This is a genomic window from Fibrella arboris (genome assembly GCF_041321095.1).
Classification (GTDB): domain Bacteria; phylum Bacteroidota; class Bacteroidia; order Cytophagales; family Spirosomataceae; genus Fibrella; species Fibrella arboris.
Genome location: NZ_JBGGWE010000019.1, coordinates 55,997 through 67,623 on the forward strand (window position 1 = coordinate 55,997; position 11,627 = coordinate 67,623).

Consider the following 11,627-nt stretch of genomic DNA (forward strand, 5'->3'; position numbering starts at 1 on the left):
ACGTCTAGTCTTTGTATGACTTACAAAATACTCATGGCCAGTCGTTTATAGTATAGCGCAGGCTCACTTGTGCCGTTTGGCTAAGCGATGGCAGAGGTACGTTATTGCTGGAGGCAGATCGCGCCAGACTTCGGCTATAACGGAGGTCAACCCTAAAACGATGAGTCAGCGCATAGGCAAGGCCTGTTATAAGTCCAAAGTGAAACGTGTTAAACTGGCTGGACTGCATATCAAAATAAGTGATGGAGTTGTAAGCATTATTCACTAAAAATTGGTAGTTGCCTTTCTGGCGCTCGGCCAGTTTCAGGTTCAGGCAGGGCCCGCCCAATAGTGAAATTTTGCCTAAGCGGTAACTGGCCAAAATGGGCAAGGTCAGGTACGTCAAGCGAGTGGTTGCCTGACCTACGGCAGGAATTGACGTTGGAGGATGGTAGACAATTCCACAATTACCGCCAGTGCAATAGGTAACAAGCCTATCAGTAGTTGCCCGTGCGCCTTTTTGTTCCACGTTCAATTCAGCACCAATGGTAAAATGCTTATTCATATCAATTGAGAAACCAGCACCTACAGTAGGTGTCATTAAGCTCAATGCATTGCCAGTTCCTGTTAGCAGTAAATCTGTTTCGTATTGAAACTGCTGGCTCAGCATGACTACGCCCTGTCCAGTCGAGTTCACCAGGCTAGTGCCTACTCCCGCCCGCACGTATACCTGAGGACGTGTGGGAGTTTGGGCTAATAACGTAGAAGTAGTCAACAAAAAAAGAAGTGTATAGCTATTTTTCATAGGGCACCAGGTTGCTGATGAAATAGACCCATGAACAATCAATTCCGTTGCAACGTCAGCATTAGTTTAAACCGACAAAATCTCAATTCAGGCTGACAAGCAATATTGCTGATTGCCCAGATTTTTGGGCTTTCCTTTAACGGTTTCCACCGAAGACAGATGCAAGCACACGAACAACTCCTAAAGGAGGCTTACCTTAATTTTAATCAGCGCCACATCGACGGGGCTTTAGCACTGATGCAACCGGATGTTGAATGGCCGAATGGCATGGAAGGCGGCTATGTCTACGGGCATCAGGGCATCCGCGCCTATTGGACTCGACAGTGGACCCTCATCAACCCACACGTTGAGCCACTTTCGTTTACCGTTGATGACGATGGCCGGGTGCGAACGGAAGTTCATCAGTTCATCAAAGACCTGAGCGGCACCATCCTTATTGATGAGACGGTCTACCATGTCTATACTATCGAAAACGGCTTGATTCGCCGGATGGCTATCGAGCGAATAGGGGAATAGTTGCGGCAATTGCTTCGCGTGCGGGCCCTTCGACCAGGCCGGTTCGCCGCCGCGATCCCCGACAGGCTCAGGGCCCGCACGCGAAGCAATTGCACAAACTCAATCCTCAACAACCCTAGCTAACATCCCTGCCCGTAATAGGCATTGGCGCCGTGCTTGCGCTGGTAGTGTTTCTGGCAAAGCGTGTCCTTCAGGCGGGGGGTGTTGGGATTAATCTGGAGCGTGAGGTACGCCATGCGAGCCAGTTCTTCCAGAACAGCCGCATTGTAAACGGCTTTTTCGGCCGTTTTCCCCCACGTAAACGGCCCGTGGTTCTGCAGCAGCACCATCTCCATCTCCTTGTGGTTTAGCCCTTTATCGGCAAACACACCGAAAATCTGATTCCCCGTTTCGTATTCATAATCACCCTGGATCATTTCATCGGTCAGGGCCGGAGCGCAGGGAATGTCGCGGTGGGTGTGGTCGGCGTGGGTGGTGCCGAAAATCGGAATATCCATCCCGGCCTGTGCCCAGGCTACGGCGTAGGTGCTGTGCGTGTGTACAATACCGCCGATATCATCCCATGTTTTGTAGAGCAGGGCATGCGTTTTCGTATCTGACGACGGCCGGAACGTACCTGCCACCACCTTCGCGTCGTAATCGCAGATCACAATGTCGGCGGGGGTTAGTTTGGCATAGTCAACACCGCTTGGCTTGATGGCAAACACGGCCCGGTCCCGATCGACCGCGCTCACGTTGCCAAACGTAAAGAGCACCAACCCCAGCTTCGGGAGCTGCATATTGGCCTCGTAACATTCTTCTTGCAGGGATTTATACATAAGGGAGGAAGGGGAGGAAAGGGAGGAAGGAAAGGAGGAAGGGAGGAATGGAGGAAAGGGAAAAAGGGGAAGAAGGGGCTGCTTTCACGCGTAGCTTACCGTGCGAAAGCAGCCCTTTCCTCCATTCCTCCTTTTCTCCCTTCCTCCCTTCCTCCCTCTTTTTACATTTCTAACACAACTACCGACACCGCTGGCAGGGTCACCGTCAGTTCGTCGCCGTTCAGTTTGGCACCATTGAAAACAGCGGGCTTTACTTTCGCCGGGCTATCGAAGGTGTTGTGGTCCTGCACTTTAGCCGACGTCAGCAGACGGCCTGTTACGGTTTTGGCGGTCATGCCTTTCAGGTTCACCGTTACTTCCTGCGACTTGTTCGGGTTCAGGTTCACCAGCGATATGTGTACTTTACCCGCTTTGTCGCGCGAGGCTGAAGCAGACACGGCGGGCAGTTTGTCTTTACCCACTTCATAGTCGTCCGTTTTCAGGTCAACAGGTAACAGTGTGGCATCCTGGTGAACGTTGTACATTTCCAGCACGTGATATGTCGGCGTCAGAATGATCTTCTCCCCTTTCGTCAGAATCACCGATTGCAGCACGTTGATGGCCTGCGCCAGGTTCGCCATCCGTACCCGGTCGGCATGGTTATGGAAAATATTGAGCGTAGCCCCGGCCAGAATTGCGTCGCGCATGGTGTTCTGCTGGTATAGGAAACCCGGATTGGTGCCCGGCTCTACTTCGTACCACGCGCCCCACTCGTCGACCACCAGCGCTACTTTTTTCTGCGGATCATACTTGTCCATGATAGCCGAGTGTTTCTGGATGTATTCATCCATTTTCAGCGCCTGTTGCATGGTACGGAAATACTGTGCTTCAGTAAAATCGGTAGCAGATCCTTTCACGCCGGGGTCCCAGCCAAATGTCGAGTAGTGGTGCATGGCCACCCCCTCGACCATATTGATCGGAATATTCTTCATCAGCGTCTCTGTCCAGTTGAAATCGTCGGAGCTGGCGCCCGAGGCAATGCGGAAGATTTTTTCCTTGCCCACCTGCGGGTTCATGAAGGTGCTGTACTGCCGGTACACGTTGGCGTAATACTCGGGTTTCATGTTACCGCCACAGCCCCAGGCTTCGTTGCCAACGCCCCAGTATTTCACGTTCCAGGGCGTTGCGCGGCCGTTCTGCTGCCGCAGGTTCGACATGGGGCTGTTCTTCTCGAAGTTGACATACTGCACCCACTCGGTCAGATCCTGCACCGTGCCGCTCCCGACGTTTCCAGCCAGGTACGGCTCGGTGCCCAGCAGTTCGCACATGTTCAGGAAGTCGTGCGTACCGAAGCTGTTGTTCTCCGTTACGCCACCCCACCAGGTATTCACAATCGACGGGCGTTTGGCTTTGGGACCAATGCCGTCTTTCCAGTGGTAGGTATCGGCAAAGCACCCGCCCGGCCAGCGCAGGTTCGGAATTTTCATCTTCCTCAGCGCATCAACCACGTCAAGACGTACCCCGTTCTTGTTCGGGATCGTCTTGTTGTTCTCGCCTACGTAGAAGCCATCGTAGATGCAACGGCCGAGGTGCTCGGCGAAGTGGCCATAGATGTGTTTATTGATGATCGTCTTGCCGTCACCGGCATTGATCGTCACCTTATTCTGCGCCGCCGCCAGTAAAGACAGACAGGCTAAGGGAATGGTCAGGAGTTGTTTTTTCATGAGGAGAAGGAAAGTGGCTTGGTTGTAGGTACGTTGCTTACTGCGTAGTTGTTAGCGTATTGCTGCCGCGCGGCCCTTCCACTAGCGAAGCCATTCCGGCACGAAGCCTACAGCAAAAAGCAGCGTACTTACCGGTAATAGCTTTCGCTCCAGCGGAGTTCGTTTTTCAATTGACGCAGGTTCGTGCTGCCATCGATCACAACGAGTTCTACGCCGAAGATGTCGGCGAAGTCTTCGATCTGGTCGGTGGTCAGGTTTTGGCTGAAGACCGTGTGGTGGGCTCCACCGGCCAGAATCCAGGCGGCGCAACCCGTGGCCATGTCGGGTTTGGGTTTCCAGAGGGCGCGGGCAACGGGCAGTTTGGGCAGGGCTTCGGTCACAGCGACGGCATCGACTTCGTTCACCAGCAGCCGGAACCGGTTGCCCATATCGATCAGCGATACGTTGATGGCGGGGCCAGCCGGGGCGTTGAACACCAGTCGAACCGGGTCAGCTTTACCGCCGATCCCGAGTGGGTGAATCTCGCAGGTAGGCTTGCCCACGGCAATGCTGGGGCAGATTTCGAGCATGTGTGAGCCCAACACCAGCGGATTCGACGGGTCGAAATGGTAGGTATAATCTTCCATGAACGAGTTACCACCTGGCAAACCGGCCGCCATCACTTTCATCACACGTACCATCGCCGACGTTTTCCAGTCGCCTTCGCCACCGAAACCGTAACCCTCGGCCATCAATCGCTGCGACGGGATACCGGGCAGTTGCTTCATGCCGTGCAGGTCCTCGAACGTATCGGTGTAGGCACCATAGCCACCATCCTGTAAAAACGCCCGCATGCCAATTTCAATCTTAGCCGCATCGCGCAGTGATTCGTGCTGGGCACCGCCTTTCAGCAGCGAGTTCATCAGCGTGTAGCTGTCGGTATATTCCGTCACCAGCTGGTCAACCTCGGCGTCGGTCACCTGGTTGATCACCGCCACCAGATCCCCAATGCCGTGCGTGTTGACCGACATACCGAAAGTCATTTCGGCGGCTACTTTATCGCCATCGGTCACGGCCACCTGCCGCATATTGTCGCCGAAACGAACGATCTTCAGGGTCTTCAGTTCGTGAACGCCCACGGCTACCCGCGTCCAGGAGGCGATTTTCTGCACAACGGCTTCTTCCTGCCAGAAACCAACTACGATTTTGCGGTTGAGGCGCATACGCGACATGATGAACCCAAATTCCCGGTCGCCATGCGCCGACTGGTTGAGGTTCATGAAATCCATGTCGATCTCGCCCCACGGAATATCCCGGTTGAATTGCGTGTGCAAGTGCAGCAACGGCTTTTTCAGCACCGTCAGCCCGCGAATCCACATCTTGGCGGGCGAGAACGTGTGCATCCAGGTCACGATCCCTACGCAGTTTGGCGCTACGTTGGCTTCCTGACAAAGGGCATAAATCTCGTCGGGCGTTTTCACCACGGGTTTGAACACGACCCGCACCGGCATGGCATCGGCTTTGTCGAAAAATTCGGCGATCACCTGCGAGTGGGCATCTACCTGCCGCAGGGTTTCTTCGCCGTATAGATGCTGGCTACCCGTAACGAACCAAATTTCGAACTGTTTTAGATTAGGCATTGATAATGAGTATTGTAGAATGAAAAATATTGTGTTGTGGGTACGTTGGTGGCTTGGCGCTGTAGGTTGCTTACGCGTGCGTATGTATTGCTGACGCGCTGATGCTGCTTGGTGCTGTAGGTTGCTTACGCACCTACACTGCTTCAGCCAATGCCTTCGCGCCAGATACGTTCTCTACGAAAGCGCCAAGTTTCAGATACTTCTGATACAGCGTTTCGTACACAGCCACCTGTTCAGGACGGGGTGAATACGAGGCATCGAAACCGGAGCCCATCGCCTGTTGCGCTTCAGCCAACGAGGGATGTACGCCCGCCGCTACCGCCGCACACATGGCAGCACCAAGCGCACAGGCCTGATCAGCCTGCGCCACCTGAATGGGTTTGTTCAGCACATCGGCCAGCGTCTGCATCACAAACGGCGATTTTTTGGCCACGCCACCAATGGCAATCACTTTTTTGATGGGGACTCCTTCATCAATGAACCGATCGACAATGCTGCGCGAGCCGAAAGCCGTGGCTTCTACCAGCGCTTTGAATACCTGCGCGGCGTCGGTCCCCAGATTCAGGCCCGAAATAGCCGCTTTCAGCGTGTGGTTGGCGTCGGGCGTGCGGCGGCCGTTGATCCAGTCGAGGGCAATGATGTCGTTCGGGGTGACGGGTAGTTGAGCGGCCTGTTCCGAGAGGTGCGGAATCAGTTTGCTCATCATCGTGTCGGCGGCTTCGGTACCCAGCAGATCGCGAACCGGGCCGGTGAGCAGGCGGGCAAACCAGGCGTAGAGGTCACCAAAGGCCGACTGCCCCGCTTCCATACCCAGCATACCCGGTGCCACAGAGCCATCGACCTGGCCGCAGATACCCCGGATGAGCCGATGGCCTATTTCTTCATTCGGTGCCATGAGAATATCGCAGGTCGACGTACCCATGATCCGGACGAAGGTGTACGGTTCAATCTCGGCCCCTACCGCACCCATGTGCGCATCGAAAGCCCCCACGCCAATGACCACGTCGGTGGAGAGGCCGAGTTTCTCAGCCCATTCAGCCGAGAGGTTACCCATCGCTTCGTCGGCTGTGTAGGTGTCGGTAAACAGGCGATCACGCAAACCGGATAGCAGGGGATCTAGTCTGGTCAGGAATTCATCAGAAGGCAGACCGTCAAATTCGCTATGCCAGAGCGCCTTGTGCCCCGCCGCGCAACGCGACCGGCGCAACGTCAGCGGATCGGTGTTGCCCGTCAGCACGGCCGATACCCAGTCGCAATGTTCGACCCACGAAAAAGCGTGTTCACGTACCTGCTCGTCGACCCGAAGTGTCCGCAGCATCTTGGCCCAATACCACTCCGACGAATAAATACCGCCAACGTACTTGGTATAATCAGTGTCCCAGTGATGAGCCAGGTTATTGATTTCCTCGGCTTCAGCATTGGCCGTATGGTCTTTCCAGAGAATGAACATACCGTTGGGATTCCCCTCAAAATCGGGCCGCAGCGCCAGCGGCAGGCCAGTTTTATCGACCGCAACGGGCGTTGAACCGGTTGTATCGATAGCTATTCCAACCACTTGCGAACGTACCTCAGCGGGCGCATTGGCTAATGCCCCGTTGATACTTGCCTCCAGCCCTTCGAGGTAATCGAGCGGATGCTGACGGAATTGCGACTGGGCGGGATTGCAGTATAGTCCCTGTTTCCAGCGGGCATATTCATGCACGTGTGTGCCAGCAGCCTCCCCTGTTTGAGCATTGACTAGTAACGCCCGTACCGAATCGGTACCAAAATCGACGCCAATGACGTACTGACTCTTCATAGTATTGTTTATTCGTTCTGAACGAGTTTAGGGGGTAATCTTTTTGTCATCCCGACCAAAGGCGGGATGACAAAAAACTGTTTTACTTCACGTTTAGGATTCTCTAACATCTTCAGCTCACGACTTGCACTCACCAAAGAACCCCAATCTACCCTTCTAACTGCAACGTGTATTTTCTACACAATTTACGGCAGCAAAAGGTGTAAAGAATGTCTATTCCGCTAAAAGTGTCAATTTGACACAATATTACACTTGTTCACTTTAGCCACGATACGCTTCAGTCAATTATTCTTCCAGAATTGGCCAGCCTTTTCGGAATTTGAGCTGTCGGAACGCCAGTTTTGAACGGCCTTTATCCTCGGCATCGTAATAGTGAATCGACACGATGTTCTTTCCCCCTTCGCGAAGCAAACCAACGTGACCGGGGCCAATGTATTTCCCGTCGGTACGCAATACGATGGTGCCTCCACCGGCGGTCAAATCCCGGCCGGTTTGATCCAGAAATGGCCCAAGCGGGTTTTCTGACCGGCCAACCACAATGTAGTACGTGCTATTCAACCCTTTGCAACACAAGCCGTTATTAACAAACAAATAATAATAACGGCCCTCCTTGATCAGCGTAGCGGCTTCCCAATCTGACTCACGCCCACCGGCCACGCGCTTTACCGGAGTTTTAGTTTTCCCGGTAAGGGTGTCGATCTCAGCCGCCCCGATGCCACCGTGGAATGAGCCGTAGACGAAATAGACCCGGCCATCGGTGTCGCGCATCAGGCCGGGATCGATGGCGTTGACGTCGGCGCGCACTTTCGATTTGACCACCATGCCCTGATCGTCCCATCGGTAGTCTGGCGACTGAGGGTCGAGGGTGGGCGACGTAGCGACGCCGATGGCCGAGGTGGGTGCGCCAAACGATGAGCAGGAGTAGTACAGGTAGTATTTGCCGTTCATTCGGATGCAATCGGGTGCCCAGAAATGACCTTTGAAATTCGTCACCGTGGTATCGATCCATTTCGGCCACGTGCCCCGCTCGAAAATTGGCTTCTCTAGGTTCCAGGTTTTGAGATCCGGTGAGCTAACCACCTGAATGCCGTTTCCCGTAGCGAAGTACCAGTAGCGGCCATTCTCTTTCTGGACGGTGCTCGGGTCGTGGGTAGTAATGCTGGTGCCTGAAGTTGGGCCCGGCCCCTGCGCGTAGCTGGGTACGTTCCCGGCCAGTATTGCGAGTAGAACGATTGCGTATTTGTTGAGCATAGGCGTTGAGGTTAACGTATTGTTGTCGCTCGCCTGTGGCGAGTGACCCTTACCTGTAGGGCCTCCGGCCCGTTGGTAGCTAATGAAACGAAAGTTCAGTTAATACTGGTGAAGGTCAACCATCGGGCCGGAGGCCATACAGGTAAGAGTCACTCGCCACAGGCAAGCGACAACGAAAATGTATTTTTTTAGCATCCCGACGTAAGGAGGAATGACAAAAGAAGTCACCATCCACCCAATGCTATTTCCACCTACAGCGTTGCCTTGATACGCACCACCGAGAATGATTTCGGCCCCAACGTCATGGTTACGTTTTTCTTCTTCACATCAACGGCAATCGCCTGCTCGACCGGGCTGACGTTCGTGGCGTTCTCGAAGGAATTCACCGCGTTCAGGTTGTCGTTTTTCAGCAGGAATAGCTTCCCTTGTGCGTCCAGCTTTTTGGTGCCATCGAGCTGAATCTGACGCACCTGCGCTTTATCGGATACGTTGGCGACTTTCAGAATGATCTCACCCGCTGCTTTATCCCAGGCGGCTGAAGCGTAGAGACTATCCTGGCCAGCCAGCGGTTCGTTATTCTGCGTCATGCCCAATACATGGGTGCCTTTATTTAGCGAATAGAGCTTCTGAACGTAGTAGTTCGGCGTTCCGTATACCCGCAGGTTGTCGACCCAGATCAGATCGGGCGTCCACTGCCAGGCATCGGCATTGGCGAACAAGGGGGCGTAGGAGGCCATGTGCACCACGGCGGCGTTCCGCTCCAGACCCGTCATGAAGGCGGCTTCATTGAGGGCGCAGAGCCAGTTGTTCTTGTTGTTGACACTCACGGTTTTGTCGCTCTGCGCGGCCCATTCCCCCGCAAAGATCTTTGCGCCGTTGCGTGGGTACGTGTCGTAGCGCTTCACATGTTGCAGGAACCACTCGGGCCGACGGTAGTAATGTTCGTCGATCAGGTCGGCGTTCATGGCTCTGAGTTTTCCATTCAGGAAGTCGAATCGTTCACCATCTGGATCGGTGCCAGAACTGCACACCAGCCGAAAATTCGGGTATTTTGCTTTGATGGCTTTCTGGAAAACGGCCAGTCGCTCGATGTACTGCGGCCCCCAGTTTTCGTTGCCCACACCCATCATTTTGAGGTTGAATGGTTTCGGATGACCCAGATCAGCGCGCACTTTCCCCCACTTCGTATTGACGTCAGCGTTGGCAAACTCGATCAGGTCGATGGCATCCTGCACGTAGGGGTCGAGCTGATCCAGCGGCACCAGTTCGGCGGTGTTGAACTGGCAGGCCATACCGCAGTTCAGGATCGGCAGTGGCTCGGCACCGATGTCTTCGCAGAGTTGAAAATATTCGAGGAAGCCCAACCCGAAGGTCTGAAAATAGTCGGGCGCAGGGCGGTGACCAAACTCGAAATTCCAGCGATTAATGACCAGTTGCCGATCTTCGGGGGCACCCAGCGTTTTTTTCCACTGGTACCGCTGCGTCAGGTCATGTCCTTCCACGATACAACCGCCGGGAAACCGCACGAAACCGGGCTTCATGTCGCCCAGCATCTGCACCATATCGGCCCGCATACCACCGGGGCGGCCTTTCCAGGTGTCTTCGGGGAAGAGCGAAATCATATCGAGGTCAACCACGCCGGTGCCTTCAAACCAGACGTTCAATTTACCCTTGGGCTCCGTAGCGGTCGATGTAAAACTCACCTGCTGCTTGTGCCATTGTCCATCGGCTTTTTCAGGCAGCAACGTACCTGACCCAATCGACTGACCTTTGGCATCGAGCAGATCGGCGTGAACGGTCACATTGCCCGACTGCACCCGGTACATCAGGGCGAAATCGTAGCGAAGGCCACTCTTGATACCCATGCCCCGAAACCCTTCGTTGATCATCTCCAGATCACCCCGGCTAGCCCCGTTGGTCGTAACCCGGATGTAGCGCGGGTTGCTATCGCCTGGTTGCGACGACGTACCTGACTCGGCCCGGTTCTGTACCAGGATATCGCCCTCTGTACGCTTTTTGCCCCGCACGGTCCAGCCCATCAGCGGCTTAAAAAACTCGAATGAGCGGTTCTTGACCAGCTCAGCATAAATGCCACCATCGGCCCCGAAGTTGATATCTTCAAAAAAAACGCCCCACATCGTCGGTTGAATGTCGGCTACGGGTTGCGCCACATTCACGCGAACAACGTGAGTTGGCGCAGGTTGGGCGTGCGAAAGGCTAGCTGTCAGTACGAGTAAACTGGCGGCTTTGGTAAAGCGATTCATAGGCAAATTGTGGTTGGGAGGTGGGTTTGCGACGCTTTGTGATGTGCTGTATTGCTGTTGCGTGAGTGTTGCTTCGCGCGGTCCGCCGCTGCGGTCGAAGGGCCTAGCGCGCGAAGCAATAAACAACACACCGCACATGAATAAACCGGGCAGCGGAGTAGACCTACTCTGTTACCCGGTTCATGTGCATGGCGTTCTTACAACGTAATTTTCTGCACCGGCGAATAAATCAGCTCAGCGACGCCAACGGTTTTAACCCCAATTCGCGCATAGAAATAGGGCCGGCTCGATACGGCAGCAGGCAACGTGAGCGGCACCGACAACGCCTTACTCAGATCGGCCAGGGCCGTTCCGGTCAGGCTGGCCGAGCCAACGTTATTCGTCACATCCACAAATTGTGTAGTGCCGACATACATCGTCACCCGTTCAATGGCCCGGCCAGTCACGACCTGCCCTACCGTCAAGGAACCCGTCAGGCTAGTTCCACTGCGCTGGATCGTTGGGTTGCGAATCACGAAATACGGTTGCACGGGCACGTCGATGGTGGCGGCACCCCGCACCGATACGTTGATCGTGTCGGTGTTATCGACCCAGGGACCGTTCCCCCGCAGGCGAACCAGCTTGTAGTCACCGTCGAACAGGGCCGCTGAGAACGTACCCTCCTGCGACACCTGAACGGGAATTTTGGTAAACAGCTGATAGCCCCGTTGCCATAGTTCAAGCTGAACACCATTGGTGCGAACGCCAATCGGCTGGTTGTCGTAAATGACCCGCCCGGTCAGGGTCGACTTGGGGGGCTCGTAGTTATCTTTTGCGCAGCTGGCCAGCAACACGGTGCCCGCCAACAGACTGAAAAGGAGTGCTTTCATGGTTA

Annotated in this window: 9 protein-coding genes; 1 reads left to right on the forward strand and 8 read right to left on the reverse strand. The window is 54.6% G+C overall.

Annotation, left to right across the window (positions count from 1 at the left end):
* Nucleotides 1–31: 31 nt before the first annotated feature.
* Entirely contained in the window at nucleotides 32–784 is a 753-nt protein-coding gene (locus ACAW75_RS24120) for a porin family protein (RefSeq protein WP_370731343.1), read from the reverse strand.
* Between the two features lie 159 nt (nucleotides 785–943).
* Between ACAW75_RS24120 and ACAW75_RS24125 the strand changes: the two genes are divergently transcribed.
* The gene (locus ACAW75_RS24125) at nucleotides 944–1,300 is read left to right on the forward strand and encodes a nuclear transport factor 2 family protein (RefSeq protein ID WP_370731345.1); all 357 of its coding nucleotides are present in this window, start codon (nucleotides 944–946) and stop codon (nucleotides 1,298–1,300) included.
* A gap of 119 nt (nucleotides 1,301–1,419) precedes the next feature.
* On the opposite strand, the gene ACAW75_RS24130 is transcribed toward ACAW75_RS24125, so the two are convergent.
* From ACAW75_RS24130 to ACAW75_RS24160, 7 genes are all read right to left on the reverse strand, one after another.
* A complete protein-coding gene (locus ACAW75_RS24130; RefSeq protein ID WP_370731347.1) occupies nucleotides 1,420–2,118 on the reverse strand; it encodes an L-ribulose-5-phosphate 4-epimerase in 699 nt (232 codons plus the stop codon).
* 161 nt (nucleotides 2,119–2,279) lie between these two features.
* Nucleotides 2,280–3,821, reverse strand: a complete 1,542-nt coding sequence (locus ACAW75_RS24135) for an alpha-N-arabinofuranosidase (RefSeq protein ID WP_370731348.1) — start codon at nucleotides 3,819–3,821, stop codon at nucleotides 2,280–2,282.
* 128 nt (nucleotides 3,822–3,949) lie between these two features.
* A complete protein-coding gene (araA, locus tag ACAW75_RS24140) occupies nucleotides 3,950–5,440 on the reverse strand; it encodes an L-arabinose isomerase (RefSeq protein ID WP_370731349.1) in 1,491 nt (496 codons plus the stop codon).
* A 133-nt stretch (nucleotides 5,441–5,573) separates the two neighbouring features.
* Nucleotides 5,574–7,238 carry a ribulokinase gene (locus ACAW75_RS24145; RefSeq protein ID WP_370731350.1) on the reverse strand — a complete coding sequence of 555 codons (1,665 nt, stop codon included), beginning with the start codon at nucleotides 7,236–7,238 and terminating at the stop codon, nucleotides 5,574–5,576.
* A 285-nt stretch (nucleotides 7,239–7,523) separates the two neighbouring features.
* Entirely contained in the window at nucleotides 7,524–8,489 is a 966-nt protein-coding gene (locus ACAW75_RS24150; protein ID WP_370731351.1) for an arabinan endo-1,5-alpha-L-arabinosidase, read from the reverse strand.
* 251 nt (nucleotides 8,490–8,740) lie between these two features.
* Nucleotides 8,741–10,753: an alpha-L-arabinofuranosidase family protein gene (locus ACAW75_RS24155; protein ID WP_370731352.1), complete on the reverse strand. Its 2,013-nt coding sequence runs from the start codon at nucleotides 10,751–10,753 to the stop codon at nucleotides 8,741–8,743.
* Nucleotides 10,754–10,950: 197 nt separating this feature from the next.
* Nucleotides 10,951–11,622 carry a DUF3823 domain-containing protein gene (locus tag ACAW75_RS24160; protein WP_370731353.1) on the reverse strand — a complete coding sequence of 224 codons (672 nt, stop codon included), beginning with the start codon at nucleotides 11,620–11,622 and terminating at the stop codon, nucleotides 10,951–10,953.
* Between the last annotated feature and the right edge of the window lie 5 nt (nucleotides 11,623–11,627).

What these genes read in the sequence shown, in the direction of transcription:
- ACAW75_RS24120 (WP_370731343.1), bottom strand. Translation starts at nt 784, where the DNA reads ATGAAAAATAGCTATACACTTCTTTTTTTGTTGACTACTTCTACGTTA.
- ACAW75_RS24125 (WP_370731345.1), top strand. Translation starts at nt 944, where the DNA reads ATGCAAGCACACGAACAACTCCTAAAGGAGGCTTACCTTAATTTTAAT.
- ACAW75_RS24130 (WP_370731347.1), bottom strand. Translation starts at nt 2,118, where the DNA reads ATGTATAAATCCCTGCAAGAAGAATGTTACGAGGCCAATATGCAGCTC.
- ACAW75_RS24135 (WP_370731348.1), bottom strand. Translation starts at nt 3,821, where the DNA reads ATGAAAAAACAACTCCTGACCATTCCCTTAGCCTGTCTGTCTTTACTG.
- araA (WP_370731349.1), bottom strand. Translation starts at nt 5,440, where the DNA reads ATGCCTAATCTAAAACAGTTCGAAATTTGGTTCGTTACGGGTAGCCAG.
- ACAW75_RS24145 (WP_370731350.1), bottom strand. Translation starts at nt 7,238, where the DNA reads ATGAAGAGTCAGTACGTCATTGGCGTCGATTTTGGTACCGATTCGGTA.
- ACAW75_RS24150 (WP_370731351.1), bottom strand. Translation starts at nt 8,489, where the DNA reads ATGCTCAACAAATACGCAATCGTTCTACTCGCAATACTGGCCGGGAAC.
- ACAW75_RS24155 (WP_370731352.1), bottom strand. Translation starts at nt 10,753, where the DNA reads ATGAATCGCTTTACCAAAGCCGCCAGTTTACTCGTACTGACAGCTAGC.
- ACAW75_RS24160 (WP_370731353.1), bottom strand. Translation starts at nt 11,622, where the DNA reads ATGAAAGCACTCCTTTTCAGTCTGTTGGCGGGCACCGTGTTGCTGGCC.